At 34.9% G+C, this 23,165-nt stretch carries 20 protein-coding genes; 18 read left to right on the top strand and 2 right to left on the bottom strand.

Going from position 1 to position 23,165, the window contains the following annotated elements; all coding sequences use genetic code 11:
* The first annotated feature begins 11 nt into the window (after positions 1–11).
* The 15 genes from EGX96_RS00845 to EGX96_RS00775 all read left to right on the top strand — a co-directional run bounded on the left by EGX96_RS00845 (position 12) and on the right by EGX96_RS00775 (position 17,792).
* Positions 12–935 (top strand): 2-dehydropantoate 2-reductase, encoded by a 924-nt coding sequence (locus tag EGX96_RS00845; protein WP_000964162.1) that lies wholly within the window; start codon positions 12–14, stop codon positions 933–935.
* A 211-nt stretch (positions 936–1,146) separates the two neighbouring features.
* Entirely contained in the window at positions 1,147–2,781 is a 1,635-nt protein-coding gene (locus EGX96_RS00840) for an SH3 domain-containing protein (protein WP_000976031.1), read from the top strand.
* Between the two features lie 143 nt (positions 2,782–2,924).
* Positions 2,925–4,160: an aminoacyltransferase gene (locus EGX96_RS00835; protein WP_000175197.1), complete on the top strand. Its 1,236-nt coding sequence runs from the start codon at positions 2,925–2,927 to the stop codon at positions 4,158–4,160.
* A gap of 130 nt (positions 4,161–4,290) precedes the next feature.
* Positions 4,291–5,034: a DeoR/GlpR family DNA-binding transcription regulator gene (locus tag EGX96_RS00830; RefSeq protein WP_000920253.1), complete on the top strand. Its 744-nt coding sequence runs from the start codon at positions 4,291–4,293 to the stop codon at positions 5,032–5,034.
* Positions 5,031–5,942: a 1-phosphofructokinase gene (pfkB, locus tag EGX96_RS00825; protein WP_000640758.1), complete on the top strand. Its 912-nt coding sequence runs from the start codon at positions 5,031–5,033 to the stop codon at positions 5,940–5,942. The genes EGX96_RS00830 and pfkB overlap by 4 nt, the downstream gene beginning before the upstream one ends.
* Entirely contained in the window at positions 5,939–7,903 is a 1,965-nt protein-coding gene (locus EGX96_RS00820; RefSeq protein WP_000701402.1) for a PTS fructose transporter subunit IIABC, read from the top strand. Before pfkB ends, EGX96_RS00820 begins: the two co-directional genes overlap by 4 nt.
* A 188-nt stretch (positions 7,904–8,091) precedes the next feature.
* Positions 8,092–8,586, top strand: a complete 495-nt coding sequence (locus tag EGX96_RS00815; RefSeq protein ID WP_000598909.1) for a DUF2127 domain-containing protein — start codon at positions 8,092–8,094, stop codon at positions 8,584–8,586.
* A gap of 50 nt (positions 8,587–8,636) precedes the next feature.
* On the top strand, positions 8,637–9,170 hold the full coding sequence (locus EGX96_RS00810; protein ID WP_000178080.1) for a hypothetical protein: 534 nt from the start codon (positions 8,637–8,639) through the stop codon (positions 9,168–9,170).
* Positions 9,171–9,241: 71 nt separating this feature from the next.
* Positions 9,242–9,622 carry a DUF1149 family protein gene (locus tag EGX96_RS00805; RefSeq protein ID WP_000452063.1) on the top strand — a complete coding sequence of 127 codons (381 nt, stop codon included), beginning with the start codon at positions 9,242–9,244 and terminating at the stop codon, positions 9,620–9,622.
* Positions 9,622–10,470: a DegV family protein gene (locus EGX96_RS00800; RefSeq protein ID WP_000761620.1), complete on the top strand. Its 849-nt coding sequence runs from the start codon at positions 9,622–9,624 to the stop codon at positions 10,468–10,470. The genes EGX96_RS00805 and EGX96_RS00800 overlap by 1 nt, the downstream gene beginning before the upstream one ends.
* Before the next feature lie 184 nt (positions 10,471–10,654).
* Positions 10,655–11,863 carry a CCA tRNA nucleotidyltransferase gene (locus tag EGX96_RS00795; RefSeq protein ID WP_001238959.1) on the top strand — a complete coding sequence of 403 codons (1,209 nt, stop codon included), beginning with the start codon at positions 10,655–10,657 and terminating at the stop codon, positions 11,861–11,863.
* A gap of 10 nt (positions 11,864–11,873) precedes the next feature.
* Entirely contained in the window at positions 11,874–13,742 is a 1,869-nt protein-coding gene (locus EGX96_RS00790) for an ABC-F family ATP-binding cassette domain-containing protein (protein WP_001279326.1), read from the top strand.
* Entirely contained in the window at positions 13,739–14,212 is a 474-nt protein-coding gene (locus EGX96_RS00785) for a GNAT family N-acetyltransferase (RefSeq protein WP_000586885.1), read from the top strand. Before EGX96_RS00790 ends, EGX96_RS00785 begins: the two co-directional genes overlap by 4 nt.
* Positions 14,213–14,278: 66 nt before the next feature.
* On the top strand, positions 14,279–16,018 hold the full coding sequence (locus tag EGX96_RS00780; RefSeq protein WP_050153232.1) for an ABC transporter ATP-binding protein: 1,740 nt from the start codon (positions 14,279–14,281) through the stop codon (positions 16,016–16,018).
* A gap of 4 nt (positions 16,019–16,022) precedes the next feature.
* A complete protein-coding gene (locus EGX96_RS00775; RefSeq protein ID WP_001227935.1) occupies positions 16,023–17,792 on the top strand; it encodes an ABC transporter ATP-binding protein in 1,770 nt (589 codons plus the stop codon).
* A gap of 40 nt (positions 17,793–17,832) precedes the next feature.
* Here EGX96_RS00775 and EGX96_RS00770 read toward each other — a convergent pair whose 3' ends face one another.
* Positions 17,833–18,342, bottom strand: coding sequence for an HdeD family acid-resistance protein (locus EGX96_RS00770; RefSeq protein ID WP_000870956.1), 510 nt, complete (start codon positions 18,340–18,342; stop codon positions 17,833–17,835).
* 167 nt (positions 18,343–18,509) lie between these two features.
* Between EGX96_RS00770 and gdhA the strand changes: the two genes are divergently transcribed.
* Together gdhA and EGX96_RS00760 are read left to right on the top strand one after the other, a co-directional pair.
* Positions 18,510–19,859: an NADP-specific glutamate dehydrogenase gene (gene gdhA / locus EGX96_RS00765; RefSeq protein ID WP_000200435.1), complete on the top strand. Its 1,350-nt coding sequence runs from the start codon at positions 18,510–18,512 to the stop codon at positions 19,857–19,859.
* A 69-nt stretch (positions 19,860–19,928) separates the two neighbouring features.
* Positions 19,929–20,339, top strand: coding sequence for a peptide deformylase (locus EGX96_RS00760; RefSeq protein WP_000594935.1), 411 nt, complete (start codon positions 19,929–19,931; stop codon positions 20,337–20,339).
* A gap of 36 nt (positions 20,340–20,375) precedes the next feature.
* Here EGX96_RS00760 and EGX96_RS00755 read toward each other — a convergent pair whose 3' ends face one another.
* Entirely contained in the window at positions 20,376–22,448 is a 2,073-nt protein-coding gene (locus EGX96_RS00755) for a surface-anchored 5'-nucleotidase (protein ID WP_000726920.1), read from the bottom strand.
* 268 nt (positions 22,449–22,716) lie between these two features.
* Here EGX96_RS00755 and EGX96_RS00750 point away from each other — a divergent pair, with 268 nt between their 5' ends.
* Positions 22,717–23,157, top strand: a complete 441-nt coding sequence (locus tag EGX96_RS00750) for a MarR family winged helix-turn-helix transcriptional regulator (protein WP_000431168.1) — start codon at positions 22,717–22,719, stop codon at positions 23,155–23,157.
* Positions 23,158–23,165: the final 8 nt, after the last annotated feature.

Here is a 23,165-nt window from a genome sequence, read left to right as displayed (position 1 = left end):
TTGGAGGTTGTATGTTAGTTTATATTGCTGGTTCAGGCGCTATGGGATGTCGTTTTGGATATCAAATTTCTAAAACAAATCATGATGTTATTTTACTTGATAATTGGGCAGACCATATTATGGCTATTAAAGAAAATGGCTTGAAGGTAACAGGTGATACAGAGGACCTTGTTAAACTTCCTATCATGAAGCCAACTGATGCGACAGAAGAAGCAGATTTAATTATTTTGTTTACTAAAGCAATGCAGTTGCCAAATATGCTTCAAGATATTAAAAAAATTATTGGTAAGAAAACAAAGGTCTTATGTCTTTTAAATGGATTAGGACATGAAGATGTCATTCGTCAATATATCCCTGAACACAATATTTTGATGGGAGTAACAGTTTGGACTGCAGGGTTGAAAGGACCAGGGCATGCTCATCTGGAAGGAGTTGGTTCTGTAAATCTTCAAAGTATCGATCCTAACAATCAAGAAGCAGGTCATCGCGTTACTGAATTGCTTAATGAAGCAAAATTACAGGCTACTTATGACGAAAATGTTTTGCCAAATATTTGGAGAAAAGCTTGTGTTAACGGAACGATGAATTCAACTTGCGCCTTGCTAGATTGTACAATTGGTCAACTCTTTGCTAGTGAAGACGGCGTAAATATGGTACATGAAATTATCCATGAATTTGTTACTGTTGGAAAAGCAGAAGGTGTAGAGCTTGATGAAGAAGAAATAACAAAGTACGTTATGGATACATCTGTTAAAGCAGCCCATCATTACCCTTCAATGCATCAAGACTTAGTTCAAAATCAGCGCTTAACTGAAATTGATTTCTTAAATGGCGCAGTGAATAAAAAAGGTGAAAACCTAGGCATTGATACACCTTACTGTCGATTAATCACACAATTAATTCACACTAAAGAAAATGTACTTAGCATAAAATAATAATCAACCGGGAGAATAGTGCCCGGTTTTTTGATATGCTTAATGATAATGATTTTGTTATACTAAGAATAATAAGAGTTGGGTATTTTTTTCGAGAAGTATTTACAGCATAAAATATTACATTTGTATTACAGATATTTCTAAAATATGTTGACATGTTACAAAAAGGATATTATAATAGTAGTGTAAATAAATAAGGAAGTAGGTGTTTATGATGAAAAAAGGACAAGTAAATGATACTAAGCAATCTTACTCTCTACGTAAATATAAATTTGGTTTAGCATCAGTAATTTTAGGGTCATTCATAATGGTCACAAGTCCTGTTTTTGCGGATCAAACTACATCGGTTCAAGTTAATAATCAGACAGGCACTAGTGTGGATGCTAATAATTCTTCCAATGAGACAAGTGCGTCAAGTGTGATTACTTCCAATAATGATAGTGTTCAAGCGTCTGATAAAGTTGTAAATAGTCAAAATACGGCAACAAAGGACATTACTACTCCTTTAGTAGAGACAAAGCCAATGGTGGAAAAAACATTACCTGAACAAGGGAATTATGTTTATAGCAAAGAAACCGAGGTGAAAAATACACCTTCAAAATCAGCCCCAGTAGCTTTCTATGCAAAGAAAGGTGATAAAGTTTTCTATGACCAAGTATTTAATAAAGATAATGTGAAATGGATTTCATATAAGTCTTTTTGTGGCGTACGTCGATACGCAGCTATTGAGTCACTAGATCCATCAGGAGGTTCAGAGACTAAAGCACCTACTCCTGTAACAAATTCAGGAAGCAATAATCAAGAGAAAATAGCAACGCAAGGAAATTATACATTTTCACATAAAGTAGAAGTAAAAAATGAAGCTAAGGTAGCGAGTCCAACTCAATTTACATTGGACAAAGGAGACAGAATTTTTTACGACCAAATACTAACTATTGAAGGAAATCAGTGGTTATCTTATAAATCATTCAATGGTGTTCGTCGTTTTGTTTTGCTAGGTAAAGCATCTTCAGTAGAAAAAACTGAAGATAAAGAAAAAGTGTCTCCTCAACCACAAGCCCGTATTACTAAAACTGGTAGACTGACTATTTCTAACGAAACAACTACAGGTTTTGATATTTTAATTACGAATATTAAAGATGATAACGGTATCGCTGCTGTTAAGGTACCGGTTTGGACTGAACAAGGAGGGCAAGATGATATTAAATGGTATACAGCTGTAACTACTGGGGATGGCAACTACAAAGTAGCTGTATCATTTGCTGACCATAAGAATGAGAAGGGTCTTTATAATATTCATTTATACTACCAAGAAGCTAGTGGGACACTTGTAGGTGTAACAGGAACTAAAGTGACAGTAGCTGGAACTAATTCTTCTCAAGAACCTATTGAAAATGGTTTAGCAAAGACTGGTGTTTATAATATTATCGGAAGTACTGAAGTAAAAAATGAAGCTAAAATATCAAGTCAGACCCAATTTACTTTAGAAAAAGGTGACAAAATAAATTATGATCAAGTATTGACAGCAGATGGTTACCAGTGGATTTCTTACAAATCTTATAGTGGTGTTCGTCGCTATATTCCTGTGAAAAAGCTAACTACAAGTAGTGAAAAAGCGAAAGATGAGGCGACTAAACCGACTAGTTATCCCAACTTACCTAAAACAGGTACCTATACATTTACTAAAACTGTAGATGTGAAAAGTCAACCTAAAGTATCAAGTCCAGTGGAATTTAATTTTCAAAAGGGTGAAAAAATACATTATGATCAAGTGTTAGTAGTAGATGGTCATCAGTGGATTTCATACAAGAGTTATTCCGGTATTCGTCGCTATATTGAAATTTAAAGCTAAATCTTTTTAGATTTAGCTTTACTAATATTATGTGTGTTGGAAAAAACAGTGGAGATTTACGTCAAAATTATATTATTTGGATAGTATCGAATAGATAGAATGTGGAGAAAAGTAGGAAATAGTTAAGAAAGGTATTTATGACGCTTCGAGAATTAACAATAGAAGAATTTAAAGAACATTCAGGAAATTATGATTCACAATCATTTTTACAAACACCTGAGATGGCTAAACTTTTAGAAAAACGCGGCTATGATGTTAGGTATTTGGGATATCAAGTAGAAAATAAACTAGAGATAATCAGTTTATCTTATATTATGCCAGTCACTGGTGGTTTTCAAATGAAAATTGATTCAGGACCAGTTCATTCAAATTCTAAGTATCTAAAACAATTTTATAAAGCATTGCAAGGCTATGCCAAATCCAACGGTGTTCTAGAATTAATAGTTGAGCCTTATGATGATTACCAATTATTCACTAGTTCGGGAGTTCCTAGTAATCAGGGAAATGATAATCTGATTGAAGATTTTACCAGTTCAGGTTATCACCATGATGGTTTAACAACTGGTTTTACTGGTAAATATTTATCTTGGCACTATGTTAAAAATTTAGAAGGTGTCACTTCTGAAACGTTACTATCTTCATTCTCTAAGACAGGACGAGCTTTGGTTAAGAAAGCAATGTCTTTTGGAATCAAGGTTCGCGTTCTTAAACGTGATGAGCTACATTTATTTAAAGAGATAACAACTTCTACGTCAAATAGACGTGATTATATGGATAAGTCCTTAGATTATTATCAAGATTTTTACGATAGCTTTGAAGGCAAGGCTGAATTTGTGATTGCCACTTTAAATTTTAGAGAATACGACCATAACTTGCAAATAAAAGCTGAAGCATTGGAAAATAAGCTTAAATTGCTTGATGAACGTTTTAGGGAAAATGCAGACTCTCCTAAGTATCATAGGCAACGCTCTGAAATAATTAATCAACTGGCTAGTTTTGAAACACGACGACAAGAAGTTCAGTCATTTATTCAAAAGTATGATAACCAAGACGTTGTTTTAGCTGGTAGTCTATTTGTTTATAGTCTTAAGGAGACAGTTTATTTCTTTTCAGGATCCTACACAGAATTTAATAAATTTTATGCACCAGCAGTTCTTCAGGAATATGTTATGCAAGAGGCTCTCAAAAGAGGTTCTACTTTCTATAACCTCCTAGGTATTCAGGGAACTTTTGATGGTTCAGATAGTATTCTTCGCTTTAAACAGAATTTTAATGGTTGTATCATTCGTAAAATGGGAACTTTTAACTATTATCCAAGTCCTTTTAAATACAAAGGAATTCAGCTTCTTAAAAAGGTTTTGAAGAGAAATTAAAGTATTTGTAAAAGCTAATCTTTAGATTAGGCTTTTTTAGTTTATTGATAGTTTTTGGAAGAAAATGCTTGACATTGAAAGAAAAAGAGATATAATTAAATTGCAAACGATTTCAATTCAAGGAGGGACTATGCTAAAGTCAAAGAGAAAAGAAATTATCTTATCACGACTTGAGCAAAATAAGAGTGTTACTTTAGATGAATTAACGTCTATCTTAGAGACTTCTGAATCTACAGTTCGCAGGGATTTAGATGAACTTGAATCTGAAGGTTTTTTAAAAAGGGTGCATGGTGGTGCTGAATTACCATACTCACTTGGCCAGGAATTAAGTAATCAAGAAAAAGCTATCAAAAACGTTCAAAAAAAATTGGATATTGCTAGACAAACTGCAAAGCTGATAGCAAAGCAAGATGTTATATTTATTGATGCCGGAACTACGACAGAATTATTAATTGATTTTCTCCCTCACGAGCAATTAACGGTGGTGACGAATTCTATTCATCATGCTGCAAAGTTAGTTGATAGAGGGATAAAAACAATCATTATCGGAGGAGCGGTTAAACATTCAACAGATGCTAGTATTGGCCAGGTAGCCATTAATCAGATTAGGCAGATAACGGTTGACAAAGCTTTTCTGGGGATGAATGGTATAGATGAAGTTTATTTAACTACACCAGATTTAGAAGAAGCTGCTATTAAAGAAGCTATTATTAATAATAGTCAACAAACCTTTATTCTAATGGATTCATCTAAAATTGGACAAGTTACATTTGCTAAAGTGAAAGAGATAAATGACATTAATTTAGTAACTAATAAGACTGATTCAGAACTTATGACAATAATAAAAGAGAAAATGAAGGTGATTCAAGTATGATTTATACAGTAACATTAAATCCATCGATTGATTTTATTGTTCGTCTAGATACACTATTGTTGGGTAGTGTTAACCGTATGACTAGCGATGATAAATATGTAGGTGGTAAAGGAATTAATGTTAGTCGCATATTAAAACGCTTAAAAATTGACAATACTGCTACAGGTTTTATCGGTGGATTTACAGGACATTTTGTTGAAGATGGACTTGTATCAGAAGGTATCAAAACTGACTTTGTTTCTGTTAATGAAGATACACGTATCAACGTTAAAGTAAAAGCAAAAATTGAAACTGAAATCAATGGCGGGGGTCCTAGGATAACAAATGAACAACTTCATCGTCTAGAGAAACTTCTTTCGAGACTAACACCTGAGGACACAGTAGTTTTCGCAGGTTCAGCACCAGCTAGCCTTGGAAATAAGGTCTATAATACATTGATTCCAATTGCTAAAAAGACAGGAGCGGAAGTTGTTTGCGATTTTGAAGGTCAGACACTTTTAGACGCTCTTGCTTATCAGCCTCTTTTAGTAAAACCGAATAACCATGAATTAGCAGATATTTTTGGCGTAGAGCTAGAAGGTCTGCCTGATATCGAAAAATATGCACATAAGATTCTAGATAAAGGAGCTAAGAATGTTATCGTTTCTATGGCAGGGGATGGTGCATTGTTAGTAACTCCAGAAGCTTCATATTTTGCAAAACCGATTAAGGGTGAAGTGAAAAATTCCGTTGGGGCTGGTGATTCAATGGTAGCTGGCTTTACAGGAGAATTTGTTAAGTCAAAAAATCCAGTAGAAGCACTAAAATGGGGCGTAGCTTGTGGTACAGCAACCACTTTCTCAGATGATTTAGCAACAGCTGAGTTTATCCAAGATATTTATAATAAAGTTGAGGTAGAAAAATTATGAAAATCCAAGACCTACTAAAAAAAGAAGTTATGATTATGGATTTAAAAGCAACCAGTAAAGAGGCTGCAATTGATGAAATGATTACAAAATTAGTTGACACAGGTGTTGTGACAAACTTTGCTATTTTTAAAGATGGTATCATGAAGCGTGAGGCACAAACATCAACTGGATTAGGTGATGGTATCGCTATGCCACATAGTAAAAATGCTGCCGTTAAAGAAGCTACTGTCCTTTTTGCAAAATCTGCATCAGGTGTTGATTACGAAGCACTTGATGGACAGCCAACTGATTTATTCTTTATGATTGCTGCGCCAGATGGTGCTAATGATACGCATTTAGCTGCCTTGGCAGAACTATCTAAATATCTTTTAAAAGAAGGGTTCGCTGATCAATTACGTCAAGCAAAAACGCCAGATGACATTATTGCTACTTTTGATAGTAATAGCATTTCTCAAGAAACAGTAGCTCCACAAACAGTACAATCAACAAGTAAAGGTTCAGATTATATTGTTGCAGTAACAGCTTGCACTACGGGAATTGCCCACACGTATATGGCAGAAGAAGCTTTAAAGAAAAAAGCAGCTGAAATGGGTGTAGGTATTAAAGTTGAAACAAATGGCGCTTCTGGTGTAGGAAATAAGTTGACTTCAAGTGATATTGCAAGGGCTAAGGGTGTTATTATTGCAGCAGATAAGGCTGTAGAGATGGATCGTTTTGATGGCAAACCTTTGGTATCACGTCCGGTAGCTGATGGTATTAAAAAAAGTGAAGACTTAATTAACATTATTCTCGATAATAAGGCACAAACCTATCATGCAAAAAATCAAAATGATAAACAATCAGGTGAATCTGATGGAAAATCAGGCTTAGGCTCTGCTTTTTATAAACACCTTATGGGTGGTGTATCACAAATGTTACCATTCGTTATTGGTGGTGGTATTATGATTGCGATTGCTTTCCTTTTTGATAACATACTTGGTGTACCAAAAGACCAATTAAGTAATTTAGGTTCATACCATGAAATTGCAGCCTTATTCAAAAATATCGGTGGCGCAGCATTTGCATTTATGTTACCAGTATTGGCAGGTTATATCGCTTATTCAATAGCTGAAAAACCAGGACTAGTAGCTGGCTTCGTAGCTGGTTCAATTGCATCAAGTGGACTGGCATTCGGTAAAGTACCTTTTGCAGAAGGTGGGAAAGCAACCTTAGCATTAGCAGGTGTGCCATCAGGTTTCTTAGGGGCTTTAGTAGGTGGTTTCTTAGCTGGTGGAGTTATCCTACTACTTAGAAAATTACTTTCAGGTCTCCCAAAATCGCTTGAAGGTATTAAATCAATTCTTCTATACCCATTGTTAGGTGTTTTGATTACAGGTTTCTTGATGTTGCTCGTAAACATTCCAATGGCAGCTATCAACACAGCTCTTAACACTTTCTTACAAGGTTTATCTGGTAGTTCAGCAGTCTTGATGGGCTTACTAGTTGGTGGTATGATGGCTGTAGATATGGGTGGGCCTGTTAATAAAGCAGCTTATGTTTTTGGTACAGGTACTCTTGCAGCAACTGTTGCAAATGGCGGCTCTGTTGTTATGGCAGCTGTAATGGCTGGAGGAATGGTTCCACCGTTAGCAGTATTTGTGGCAACTTTATTATTTAAAGATAAATTTAATAATGAAGAACGTCAATCTGGTCTAACAAATATCGTTATGGGGTTATCTTTTATCACTGAAGGTGCTATTCCGTTTGGTGCTGCTGACCCAGCTCGTGCAATCCCTAGCTTTATTGTAGGTTCAGCCTTAACTGGAGCACTTGTTGGTTTAGCTGGTATCAAGTTGATGGCTCCTCATGGAGGGATTTTTGTCATCGCATTAACAAGTAATCCTTTACTTTATATTCTATTTATTCTAATTGGAGCGGTAGTCTCAGGTGTACTCTTTGGCTTGTTCCGTAAAATAAAATAGTTAATCTCAACTTATCCAAATTTACATTGAATAAAAGGTGAATAAACTATCGTTATTGGGTCTATTCGCCTTTTTATGTTGTAAAAGAATGGTAGATTAATCATTAATAATTGCTAATCTTTTTTCAATAGGATATGATTTATTTAAGCAAAAAAATGGATAATATGATTGAGGAAAGGAGGTAAGCAATGATTAAATGGAATGAAAAAGAAACAAAACTAGTTGATACAAGTTTTTCAATTATGTTGTATCTAAAAACGCTATTTGCAGTCGGACAAGTAGTAGCTGGCGTTTTATTATATTATTTTAAACCTACACAAATAAAACATCTCCTATTTCTTTTAACTGAAGGTGAAGTTCACGGTGGGATTCATGGTTTTATTTCTGCTCATTTCTTGAAAATAAGCAGTTATATTAATGATTCGGCTAGTCATTTAGCCGCTATCTATCTATTAATTCATGGCGGTATCAAATTAGTAGCACTTATTTTATTACATAAAGAGAAATTATTTGCTTACCCTTTATCAATTTTAGTTTTCGTTGGGTTTATCATTTTCCAACTAAGGGAATATTTTTCTAGTCATAGCATTTTAATGATTTTTCTATGTGTATTTGATGTTATCATGATAATTTTAACATGGTTAGAATATCAGAAAATGAAATTGAATTTTTCAAAAAGGTGACTTCCCCCATGCCTTAGCGCTTGTTTTTATAAGCGCTTTTTTGCTACAATATGACTATGAAAACTATTGAAGAAATTTACAAAAATTATCCTAATATCCCCTATATCTCACCTGAAAGAGACTTGGCTGAAATTAATTTTAGTAAAGTTGTTCCTAGGAAAAATATGGAAGAAACTAGTGAAGGACTCTTGCCTGGAGATATTATCTTATTATGGCGTATACAGTTTGGAACTTTCACAACTGAAACAAGTTTTTCAAAATATTTTGAATACATTTATGGTATAAATGGAAAAGAACACCTAGAATTTTTAATAAAAAATGGATTTGTAAGAATGGAGTCACCGCTTGATTCTTTAGATCACTTATCTGCTCCACTTTTAAAACTATTCTTAAAAGAAAAAAACGTAAAAGGCTTGTCAAAGATGAAACGCTCTGATTTAGATCAGGCAATAGCTATTGCTTTTACAGAAGAGGAATTAGGGAAGTTGTTTGTTGTCAGAGGGTTGGCACTTACAGAAAAAGGTTTAGCAGCCTTGAGTAACAATCAAGAAGTGATTGATAGACATCCTAAGAAGAAGTTCTAGATTCCCACCTGCTTTAAGAATCTACAAATTTATGCTATAATAATACATATTGTCTATCAAGGAGAAAATACATGGAAGTCATTCGTGAACAAGAATTTGTCAATCAATACCACTATGATGCGCGCAATTTAGAATGGGAAGAGGAAAATGGTACCCCAAAAACAAATTTTGAAGTTACTTTCCAATTAGCTAATAGAGATGAAGCAGCAAAAGTAACGAGCATTGTAGCAGTGTTACAATTTGTTATTGTACGTGATGAGTTTGTTATTTCTGGTGTCATTTCACAAATGGCTCATATCCAAGGGCGCCTTATCAATGAGCCTAGTGAGTTTAGTCAAGATGAAGTTGAGAATCTAGCAGCTCCTCTTTTAGAAATCGTTAAACGTCTGACTTATGAAGTTACAGAAATTGCTTTAGATAGACCAGGAGTAACATTGGAGTTTAATAGTTAATGAAATTAGCACTTATTACGGATACCTCAGCTTACTTGCCTGAGGCTATCGAAAATCATGAAGATGTCTATGTTTTAGATATTCCAATTATCATTGATGGTAAAACTTATATTGAGGGACAAAATCTGACATTAGACCAATATTATGATAAGCTAGCGGCATCAAAAGAATTACCTAAAACAAGTCAGCCTAGCTTAGCTGAACTAGATGATCTCTTATGTCAATTGGAGAAAGAAGGGTATACACACGTCCTTGGTTTATTCATTGCAGCGGGGATATCAGGTTTCTGGCAGAATATTCAGTTTCTTATTGAAGAACATCCAAATTTGACAATTGCTTTTCCGGATACTAAAATAACTTCAGCACCACAGGGCAATTTAGTTAGAAATGCTTTGATGTGTTCACGTGAAGGGATGGATTTTGATGTCATAGTTAACAAGATACAATCACAAATTGAAAAAATTGAAGGATTTATTGTTGTTAATGATTTGAATCATCTAGTAAAAGGTGGTAGATTGTCAAACGGTTCAGCTATCATTGGTAACCTTTTAAGTATCAAGCCGGTCTTACATTTTAATGAAGAAGGTAAAATCGTTGTCTATGAGAAAGTGCGTACAGAGAAAAAAGCCTTAAAACGCTTGGCTGAGATTGTCAAAGAAATGACAGCAGATGGTGAATATGATATTGCTATTATTCACTCTAGAGCACAAGATAAGGCAGAACAATTATATAATTTGTTAGCTAAAGCTGGTCTTAAAGACGATTTAGAAATTGTATCATTTGGTGGCGTTATTGCAACTCATCTTGGTGAAGGTGCGGTTGCCTTTGGTATTACCCCCAAAAATTGATGTGTGATAAAAAGAGTTGCTTGGAGGTTGATCCTTATTGCAGATATCAAAGAAGAAGTTAGGAGATTCTTTTTTGATAATTTGAGTAGGTAGGGAGTGTCCCTTAGGCAGTTCTTTTTGTTTCTGAATCCATTTATAAGAAATAATAATGCGACTTTAGTTCGTTTAGATTTGGAATAGTATGATGAGATTAAATTATTTGCCTTCTGAGTTTCAGAAGGCTTTACCAATATTAAAAAAGATAAAAAAAGCCGGTTATGAAGCATACTTTGTAGGTGGTAGTGTTCGGGATGTTTTACTTGACCGTCCAATTCATGATGTTGATATAGCAACGTCATCTTATCCAGAAGAAACAAAGCAGATTTTTAAAAGGACAGTTGATGTTGGTATTGAACATGGAACAGTCTTAGTATTGGAAAAAGGTGGTGAATATGAGATTACCACTTTTAGGACTGAGGAGGTTTATGTTGATTATAGGCGTCCGAGTCAGGTCAATTTTGTTAGGTCGCTAGAAGAAGATCTAAAACGTCGAGATTTCACAGTTAATGCCTTTGCTTTAAATGAAGATGGAGAAGTTATTGATCTCTTTCATGGATTGGATGATTTAGATAATCACCTTCTTAGAGCAGTAGGACTCGCCAGTGAGCGTTTTAATGAAGATGCTCTTCGAATTATGCGAGGTTTGCGTTTTTCTGCTAGTCTAAATTTTGATATCGAAACAACAACTTTTGAGGCAATGAAAAAGCACGCGTCATTATTGGAGAAAATATCTGTTGAGCGTTCTTTTATTGAATTTGATAAACTTCTATTAGCACCTTATTGGCGTAAAGGAATGCTGGCACTAATAGATAGTCATGCTTTTAATTATCTACCATGCTTAAAAAATAGGGAATTACAATTAAGCGCCTTTTTGTCCCAGTTAGATAAAGATTTTTTATTTGAGACATCAGAACAAGCTTGGGCATCACTCATCTTGAGTATGGAAGTTGAACACACAAAGACTTTTTTAAAAAAATGGAAGACATCAACTCACTTTCAAAAAGATGTTGAGCATATAGTGGATGTTTATCGTATTCGTGAACAAATGGGATTGACTAAAGAACATCTTTATCGTTATGGAAAAACTATAATAAAACAAGCGGAAGGTATTCGCAAAGCAAGAGGCTTGATGGTTGATTTCGAAAAAATAGAACAACTAGATAGTGAGTTAGCAATCCATGATAGGCATGAGATAGTTGTCAATGGTGGCACCTTAATCAAGAAATTAGGAATAAAACCTGGTCCACAGATGGGAGATATTATCTCTCAAATTGAATTAGCCATTGTTTTAGGACAACTGATTAATGAAGAAGAGGCTATTTTACATTTTATTAAGCAGTACTTGATGGATTAGAGAGGATTATATGAGCGATTTTTTAGTAGATGGATTGACTAAGTCGGTTGGTGATAAGACGGTCTTTAGTAATGTTTCATTTATCATCCATAGTTTAGACCGTATTGGGATTATTGGTGTCAATGGAACTGGAAAGACAACACTATTAGATGTTATTTCGGGTGAATTAGGTTTTGATGGTGATCGTTCCCCTTTTTCATCAGCTAATGATTATAAGATTGCTTATTTAAAACAAGAACCAGACTTTGATGATTCTCAGACAATTTTGGACACCGTACTTTCTTCTGACTTAAGAGAGATGGCTTTAATTAAAGAATATGAATTATTGCTTAATCACTACGAAGAAAGTAAGCAATCACGTCTAGAGAAAGTAATGGCAGAAATGGATTCTTTAGATGCTTGGTCTATTGAGAGCGAAGTCAAAACAGTATTATCCAAATTAGGTATTACTGATTTGCAGTTGTCGGTTGGTGAATTATCAGGAGGATTACGAAGACGTGTTCAATTAGCGCAAGTATTATTAAATGATGCAGATTTATTGCTCTTAGACGAACCTACTAACCACTTAGATATTGACACTATTGCATGGTTAACGAATTTTTTGAAAAATAGTAAAAAGACAGTGCTTTTTATAACTCATGATCGTTATTTTCTAGACAATGTTGCAACACGTATTTTTGAATTAGATAAGGCACAGATTACAGAATATCAAGGCAATTATCAGGATTATGTCCGACTTCGTGCAGAACAAGACGAGCGTGATGCTGCTAGTTTACATAAAAAGAAACAGCTTTATAAACAGGAACTAGCTTGGATGCGTACTCAGCCACAAGCTCGTGCAACGAAACAACAGGCTCGTATTAATCGTTTTCAAAATCTAAAAAACGATTTACACCAAACAAGCGATACAAGCGATTTGGAAATGACATTTGAAACAAGTCGAATTGGGAAAAAGGTTATTAATTTTGAAAATGTCTCTTTTTCTTACCCAGATAAATCTATCTTGAAAGACTTTAATTTGTTAATTCAAAATAAAGACCGTATTGGCATCGTTGGAGATAATGGTGTTGGAAAGTCAACCTTACTTAATTTAATTGTTCAAGATTTACAGCCGGATTCGGGTAATGTCTCTATTGGTGAAACGATACGTGTAGGTTACTTTTCACAACAACTTCATAATATGGATGGCTCAAAACGTGTTATTAATTATTTGCAAGAGGTTGCAGATGAGGTTAAAACTAGTGTCGGTACAACAAGTGTGACAGAACTATTGGAACAATTTCTCTTTCCACGTTCGACACATGGAACACAAATTGCAAAATTATCAGGTGGTGAGAAAAAAAGACTTTACCTTTTAAAAATCCTGATTGAAAAGCCTAATGTGTTACTACTTGATGAGCCGACAAATGACTTAGATATTGCTACATTAACTGTTCTTGAAAATTTTTTACAAGGCTTTGGTGGTCCTGTGATTACAGTTAGTCACGATCGTTACTTTTTAGATAAAGTGGCTAATAAAATTATTGCGTTTGAAGATAACGATATCCGTGAATTTTTTGGTAATTATACTGATTATTTAGATGAAAAAGCATTTAATGAGCAAAATAATGAAGTTATCAGTAAAAAAGAGAGTACCAAGACAAGTCGTGAAAAGCAAAGTCGTAAAAGAATGTCTTACTTTGAAAAACAAGAATGGGCGACAATTGAAGACGATATTATGATATTGGAAAATACTATCACTCGTATAGAAAATGATATGCAAACATGTGGTAGTGATTTTACAAGGTTATCTGATTTACAAAAGGAATTAGATGCAAAAAATGAAGCACTTCTAGAAAAGTATGACCGTTATGAGTACCTTAGTGAGTTAGACACATGATTATCCGTCCGATTATTAAAAATGATGACCAAGCAGTTGCACAATTAATTCGACAAAGTTTACGCGCCTATGATTTAGATAAACCTGATACAGCATATTCAGACCCTCACTTAGATCATTTGACCTCATACTACGAAAAAATAGAGAAGTCAGGATTCTTTGTCATTGAGGAGAGAGATGAGATTATTGGCTGTGGCGGCTTTGGTCCGCTGAAAAATCTAATTGCAGAGATGCAGAAGGTGTACATTGCAGAACGTTTCCGTGGTAAGGGGCTTGCTACTGATTTAGTGAAAATGATTGAAGTAGAAGCTCGAAAAATTGGGTATAGACAACTTTATTTAGAGACAGCCAGTACTTTGAGTAGGGCAACTGCGGTTTATAAGCATATGGGATATTGTGCCTTATCGCAACCAATAGCAAATGATCAAGGTCATACAGCTATGGATATTTGGATGATTAAAGATTTATAAGTTGAAAGTGGATTAGTGAACATGGATTAATTATTTTGAGATAAGAGGAAAGAAAAGGAGACATATATGGCATATATTTGGTCTTATTTGAAAAGGTACCCCAATTGGTTATGGCTTGATTTACTAGGAGCTATGCTTTTTGTGACGGTTATCCTAGGAATGCCCACAGCCTTAGCGGGTATGATTGATAATGGCGTTACAAAATGTGATCGGACTGGAGTTTATCTGTGGACGTTCATCATGTTTATATTTGTTGTACTAGGTATTATTGGGCGTATTACGATGGCTTACGCATCTAGTCGCTTAACGACAACAATGATTAGAGATATGCGTAATGATATGTATGCTAAGCTTCAAGAATACTCCCATCATGAATATGAACAGATAGGTGTATCTTCACTAGTGACACGTATGACAAGCGATACTTTTGTTTTGATGCAATTTGCTGAAATGTCTTTACGTTTAGGCCTAGTAACTCCTATGGTAATGATTTTTAGCGTGGTTATGATACTAATTACGAGTCCATCTTTGGCTTGGCTTGTAGCGGTTGCGATGCCTCTTTTGGTAGGAGTCGTTTTATATGTAGCTATAAAAACAAAACCTTTATCTGAAAGACAACAGACTATGCTTGATAAAATCAATCAATATGTTCGTGAAAATTTAACAGGGTTACGCGTTGTTAGAGCCTTTGCAAGAGAGAATTTTCAATCACAAAAATTTCAAGTCGCTAACCAACGTTACACAGATACTTCAACTGGTCTTTTTAAATTAACAGGGCTAACAGAACCACTTTTCGTTCAAATTATTATTGCAATGATTGTGGCTATCGTTTGGTTTGCTTTGGATCCCTTACAAAGAGGTGCTATTAAAATAGGGGATTTAGTTGCTTTTATCGAATATAGCTTCCATGCTCTCTTTTCATTTTTGCTATTTGCCAATCTTTTTACTATGTATCCTCGTATGGTGGTATCAAGTCATCGTATTAGAGAGGTGATGGATATGCCAATCTCTATCAATCCTAATGCCGAAGGTGTTACGGATACGAAACTTAAAGGGCATTTAGAATTTGATAATGTAACATTCGCTTATCCAGGAGAAACAGAGAGTCCCGTTTTGCATGATATTTCTTTTAAAGCTAAGCCTGGAGAAACAATTGCTTTTATTGGTTCAACAGGTTCAGGAAAATCTTCTCTTGTTAATTTGATTCCACGTTTTTATGATGTGACACTTGGAAAAATCTTAGTAGATGGAGTTGATGTAAGAGATTATAACCTTAAATCACTTCGCCAAAAGATTGGATTTATCCCCCAAAAAGCTCTTTTATTTACAGGGACAATAGGAGAGAATTTAAAATATGGAAAAGCTGATGCTACTATTGATGATCTTAGACAAGCGGTTGATATTTCTCAAGCTAAAGAGTTTATTGAGAGTCACCAAGAAGCCTTTGAAACGCATTTAGCTGAAGGTGGGAGCAATCTTTCTGGGGGTCAAAAACAACGGTTATCTATTGCTAGGGCTGTTGTTAAAGATCCAGATTTATATATTTTTGATGATTCATTTTCTGCTCTCGATTATAAGACAGACGCTACTTTAAGAGCGCGTCTAAAAGAAGTAACCGGTGATTCTACAGTTTTGATAGTTGCTCAAAGGGTGGGTACGATTATGGATGCTGATCAGATTATTGTCCTTGATGAAGGCGAAATTGTCGGTCGTGGTACCCACGCTCAATTAATAGAAAATAATGCTATTTATCGTGAAATCGCTGAGTCACAACTGAAGAACCAAAACTTATCAGAAGGAGAGTGATTGTATGAGAAAAAAATCTGTTTTTTTGAGATTATGGTCTTACCTAACTCGCTACAAAGCTACTCTTTTCTTAGCGATTTTTTTGAAAGTTTTATCTAGTTTTATGAGTGTTCTGGAGCCTTTTATTTTAGGGTTAGCGATAACAGAGTTGACTGCTAACCTTGTTGATATGGCTAAGGGAGTTTCTGGGGCAGAATTGAACGTTCCTTATATTGCTGGTATTTTGATTATTTATTTTTTCAGAGGTGTTTTCTATGAATTAGGTTCTTATGGCTCAAATTATTTTATGACTACTGTCGTTCAAAAAAGTATCCGTGATATCCGTCATGATTTGAATCATAAAATCAATAAAGTTCCTGTATCGTATTTTGATAAGCACCAATTTGGAGATATGTTGGGACGTTTTACAAGTGATGTTGAAACGGTCTCAAATGCTTTACAACAGAGCTTTTTACAGATTATCAATGCTTTTTTAAGTATTATTTTAGTAGTCGTTATGGTACTTTATCTAAATGTACCATTAGCCATGATTATCATTGCTTGTATTCCTGTAACTTATTTTAGTGCACAAGCGATACTAAAAAGATCCCAACCTTACTTTAAAGAACAGGCAAAGATTCTGGGAGAACTGAATGGTTTTGTACAAGAGAAATTAACTGGTTTCAATATCATAAAATTATATGGTAGAGAAGAGGCGTCTAGTCAAGAATTTCGTGATATAACGGATAATCTACGTCATGTAGGTTTCAAAGCTAGCTTCATTTCAGGAATTATGATGCCAGTATTGAATGGTATCTCTGATTTTATTTACCTTATCATTGCATTTGTTGGCGGTTTACAAGTTATTGCTGGTACCTTAACAATTGGTAACATGCAGGCATTTGTGCAGTATGTTTGGCAAATTAGTCAACCCGTTCAAACCATTACACAATTATCAGGTGTTTTGCAAAGTGCAAAATCTTCCTTAGAACGTATTTTTGAAGTCTTAGATGAAGAAGAGGAAGCCAATCAAGTTACTGAAAAATTGAGCCATGACTTAACCGGTCAAGTCAGCTTTCATGGTGTCGATTTTCACTATTCTCCGGATAGGCCACTTATCCGCGACTTTAACTTAGACGTAGAACCAGGGCAAATGATTGCAATTGTAGGGCCAACAGGTGCAGGTAAGACAACACTTATAAACTTACTCATGAGATTCTACGATGTTAGTGAAGGTGCTATCACCGTAGATGGTCACGATATTAGACACCTATCACGCCAAGATTTCCGGCAACAATTTGGCATGGTGTTGCAAGATGCTTGGTTATATGAAGGTACAATAAAAGAAAATCTTAGATTCGGTAATCTTGAAGCCAGTGATGAGGATATAGTTGCTGCTGCCAAAGCTGCGAATGTTGACCACTTTATTCGAACGTTACCTGGTGGCTACAATATGGTGATGAATCAAGAATCAAGCAATATCTCCTTAGGACAAAAGCAACTGTTGACTATTGCACGTGCTTTATTAGCAGATCCTAAAATTTTAATTTTAGATGAAGCGACTTCATCTGTTGATACAAGGTTGGAATTGCTTATTCAAAAAGCTATGAAAAAATTGATGGAAGGAAGAACTAGTTTTGTCATTGCACACCGTCTATCAACGATTCAAGAGGCAGACAACATTTTAGTTCTAAAGGATGGTCAAATCATCGAACAAGGTAATCACCAGAAACTCCTAGCAGATAAAGGATTTTATTACGAATTATATAATAGCCAATTTTCAAATAGTAAATGACGTCATCAATAGATAAAAAAAGGACACGAAACATGTCCTTTTAATAATTAATACGAGTAAAAGTGTAAATAGCCGAAGCTCCAATTGCTATTAATATAAAGGCTACAAATCTTCCAATGATGGCTGCTGATAAGGTAGGTTGAACCAGTAAAATAATACCTAAAATGAGTGCAATATAAGCCGAACGTTTATAGGATTTGGCACCTGGGAAATTAATTTTTTGCATTTGGAAACCACCCAAAAGTCGTAAAATACCAGATACCAGTAGCCAGTATGCTAAAATAGTCATGACAGTATTTGAAAGTGACATTGCTGAGCTGGATAGTAAAATGATACCAAAAATAATAGCAAGGATACTCTGAACCAGATACCAAGGGCTACGGTGATAAGAATCAGCTTGCAAGTAGCGTACTAAATTTGAAATGCCATAAATAAAGATAAATAAAGCAATGAACCAACCCAGAGTTGCAACAACCGTTACAGGATTTATAAAGAGATAGAAGCCAGCTAATAAGGCAATTATACCTCCAACAAGTGGGAACCATTTCATATAGATACTCCAATCAAATATTTGTCTCATTATAGAACGAAAGTCAGTAAAAGTCAAATAATTACCTTTAAAATTGCTCCTAATAATGATACCATAGCAAATAGTTGACAAGAAAATTCTGACAATTTATAATGCTAACTATATTAAAACAATACGGAGGAAAATAAATGACAAGCGGAAAGACATATGTAGCAAGTGTTTTAGAGAAAGTGAAGAAGCAAAATGAGCATGAGGAAGAATTTCTACAAGCGGTTGAAGAGGTTTTTGAGTCACTAGTACCAGTTTTTGATAAATACCCTCAGTACATTGAAGAAAATCTTTTAGAACGTTTGGTTGAGCCTGAGCGCGTGATTTCTTTTAGAGTTCCATGGGTAGATGATAAAGGCCAAGTTCAAGTTAACCGAGGATATCGTGTACAATTTTCATCAGCTATTGGTCCTTATAAAGGTGGTTTACGTTTTCACCCTACAGTAACACAATCTATTGTCAAATTTTTAGGATTTGAACAAATTTTTAAGAATTCACTGACAGGTCTACCAATTGGTGGTGGCAAAGGAGGGTCGAACTTTGATCCAAAAGGGAAATCAGATAATGAAGTGATGCGTTTCACACAAAGTTTTATGACCGAACTTCAAAAATACATTGGACCAGATTTAGATGTGCCAGCTGGCGATATTGGAGTAGGTGGACGTGAAATTGGTTATCTTTATGGTCAATATAAGCGTTTAAATGGTTATCAAAATGGGGTTTTAACCGGAAAAGGACTGACTTATGGTGGCTCTTTGGCTCGTACAGAAGCAACTGGTTATGGGGCAGTCTATTTTGCTAAAGAAATGCTGGCAGCGTGTGGTCAAGATTTAACTGGCAAAGTTGCACTGGTTTCGGGATCTGGTAACGTGGCTATTTATGCTACTGAAAAATTACAAGAGTTGGGTGCAACTGTTGTAGCTGTGTCAGATTCTTCAGGTTATGTTTATGATCCAGACGGTATTGACCTTGAAACATTGAAACAGATAAAAGAGGTTGAAAGAGCACGTATTGTTAAATATACGGAGAAACATCCAAAAGCTAATTTCACACCAGCAGATCAAGGTAGTATCTGGTCTATTAAAGCAGATTTAGCTTTCCCGTGTGCTACTCAAAACGAATTAGACGAAGAAGACGCTAAGTTATTAGTTGAAAATGGTGTCTTGGCAGTAACAGAAGGAGCAAATATGCCATCTACCTTGGGTGCTATTAAAGTTTTCCAAAAGGCAGGGGTTGCTTTTGGTCCTGCTAAAGCTGCCAATGCAGGAGGAGTAGCTGTTTCAGCGCTTGAAATGGCACAAAATTCTAGTCGTAGGGCATGGACTTTTGAAGAAGTTGATCAAGAATTGCAACGTATTATGAAAACTATTTTTGTGAATGCTTCCAAAGCGGCTGATGAATTTGGCGATAGTGGTAACCTGGTTCTAGGTGCTAACATTGCAGGCTTTTTAAAAGTTGCTCAAGCTATGTCTGCACAAGGTATTGTTTAATCTCTTATCATAGTCCTTAGCTAACCTATGGTATACTAGTATTATCATAATAGAGTTAGGTTAAAATAAATGATAAAACCAATTGTTAGAGATACTTTCTTTTTACAACAAAAATCACAAATGGCTAGTAGAGCAGATGTGAGCTTAGCAAAAGATTTACAGGATACTTTGCATGCTAATCAAAATTATTGTGTAGGTATGGCAGCCAATATGATTGGTAGTCTGAAGCGTGTCATTATCATCAATGTGGGTATTACAAATTTAGTAATGTTTAACCCTGTATTAGTTGCAAAATCGGATCCATATGAGACAGAAGAATCTTGCCTTTCTCTCGTAGGTTGCAGAAGTACACAACGATATCATCACATTACGATTTCTTATCGTGATATCAATTGGAAAGAACAGCAAATCAAGTTGACAGATTTTCCAGCTCAAATTTGTCAACACGAGTTAGATCATTTGGAAGGCATATTGATATAAAAATAGGTTTGGATATTTTATCCAAACCTATTTTTATTATTTCATATGTTTTTTCTTTGTATTTAAAGCAATTCCTATAAGTCCAACACCAAAGACAGACATAAGGAATGATTGTCCATATTCAGAGTTTGTTTTTGGTAATTGTTTTGATTTTACAGTAGTGGAGTTTGATGGTTTGCCATAATTTCTCATAGGGTTAATAGCTGTAAATTGGTGTAATTGTTTTTTGTGAATTGTAGTTACAGGGTTGATTTTTGTAGATTTTGATTTTGTTTGGTTTAAAGTGTCTGATACAATCTCTTGTGCTACAATATTTCCTTGTCGATCTAAATAAAGTTTCTTAATAATGCTATATGTACCATCATTTTGTGTAATAGTTTCATTAACCATCTTCATAGTGACATAGATTTTAGGTTTATTATTTGGAACGCTCACTTTTTTACCAGCTTTTTCTAAATCAGTGATATAGGCCATAAATACCTCTGTATCGGGATTAATGGCTCCTAGAAGTTTGGCATTTCTGAAGCTTGCAAAGCCATCACCACCACCGAATAAAAAGTCATTGATAACTAATTTGTATTTTGCATCAGGATTGATTTCCTCACCATTTGATTTATAAGCTTTTACAACTTTAAATGGTGTTTCTTCCCCGCCCTCTTTATTATCTGTGTAAGTGTATCGCAGACCAGCTATTTGAAGGAAGAAATTTTGTTTTTGGTCGTATTGTTCGTTGAGTGCTTTATAAAGATCTCTACCAGTAATTTCGACGACTTGTAAGATATTACCAAAAGGTTGAACTGCTTGTGCAGCTCCCCAGGTGATTGTTCCATCTGGTTTGATGAGTAAGTCAGCACGAATGCCACCATTATTTGTCATGGCAAAATCGATATCTGGCCAGCTTTTTCGAGCAATTGCTAGTTGAGCCTCTGTGATGAGGCTGCCTACCGGACTAACATTATCTTGATCAACAGAACGCGTAATCATGCCACTTACCTCGGCAGTACCAATTTTAGCTTCTGTTACTTGTTTAACGATAGTATTAGCTTGGTCAACAATGGCTTGAATATCGGCACTACCTGTTTTTTTACCAGGAGCAACTGCAATTACTTTAGCTGAAGGGGTTTCAATGAAATCTTGTGTATCAGTATCTAGGACACCACGTACATCAGCATAGGCTTTTCCTTGAGAGAGCGCTTGTACAATACGAGTTTTACCAACAAGACCATTTGTATATTGATGATTGTGTCCAGCAAAGACAATATCTACGCTATTTTCAGGGAAGAGTTGATTGACTTTTTTCATCATTTCTGCTGCTTCACCTTCAGCAATATCATCCTTGCTTGTTGCAGGTACATGAGCAAGGACTACAATAGCCTTGACATTTTTAGCTTGTAATTCTTTGGCGTATTTAACGATTGTTTCAGCTTCATCTAAAAATTCATATTGTTCATAATTTTTACGTAAGACAAGGTTTGGGATGTCTTTGGTAACGATTCCGATAAAGCCAACGTTCACACTTTTGTTATTTACAGGAATATTTTTAATAGTGTAAGGTTTCCAATTGTAAGGGATTTGTTTGTTAACTTTATCAATAACGTTTGCCACTACAATTTCTTGTTTTGCAGCTTCGTGTGGGTATGATTTCGTAATATTATTTATATTAGAATCTGGAGCAGGGGCCTTTCCAGTAACGATACGATTGTATTCTGCCAAACCTTCATCAAATTCATGGTTACCTAATGTGCCATACTCAACATTCTTTGCATTAAATGTTTTAACGGTTGGTTCATCTTGAAGAAGCCCTGAGTTAGCTGGACTTGCTCCAACCATATCACCAGCTTGAACTCTAATGCTTTCACCATTAGGGTTAGTTTGTTTGAAATCTTTTTGAGCATCATCCATATAAGCATCTAATTGAGCAGCAGTGCCAGCATTAGTAACTTTTCCGTCAGGCATATTTGCTGTTCCAGTATTGTCAAGTGCACCATGAAAGTCATTGACGCCTATAACTTGGACGCCGACTTGGTCAGCGAATACGCTTGAGAACATAATAGAAGTCCCAGCGACTAAACCAAGGACACTACTTTTCAAAATAATTTTCTTTTTCATTTAAATCTCCTGTAAATTAAATAAGTATTACATTTGTATTTTACTATCATTTACATTAAAAATCAATATAAATTTATAATTAAAAATATAAAAAACGAACATATATTTTTAATATTAAAAAGTAAGCGAAGTCATTTTTTATTTGACGAATGATAGGTGTTTTTTAGAAATATTAATGTAAAAATAGTTCTCACGGTAACTTTTAATTGACAATTAATAAAGGTTGTTTTAAAATAGTTCTCACGATAACTATTAAAGGAGTATTATTATGGAGAATCCTCTTCAAAAAGCACGAATACTTGTTAATCAACTTGAAAAGTATTTAGATCGTTATGCAAAAGAGTATGATGTTGAACATTTAGCGGGTCCACAAGGACACTTAGTGATGCATCTCTATAAACATCCTGACAAGGATATGTCTATAAAAGATGCTGAAGAAATTTTACACATTTCTAAGTCTGTAGCGTCTAATTTGGTAAAACGGATGGAAAAAAATGGATTTATTGCGATTGTTCCATCTAAGACAGATAAGCGTGTGAAATACCTTTATTTGACTCATCTAGGTAAACAAAAGGCTACACAATTTGAAATTTTCTTAGAAAAATTGCACAGTACCATGTTAGCAGGTATTACTAAAGAAGAGATACGTACTACCAAAAAGGTTATTAGAACATTAGCTAAAAATATGGCGATGGAAGATTTTGATTAACTATTTTA

This window comes from Streptococcus sp. FDAARGOS_520 (assembly GCF_003812685.1).
Taxonomy (GTDB): Bacteria; Bacillota; Bacilli; order Lactobacillales; family Streptococcaceae; genus Streptococcus; species Streptococcus agalactiae.
Note: the sequence above shows the minus strand (reverse complement) of the source record. Positions and strands in the feature narration are given on the sequence as shown.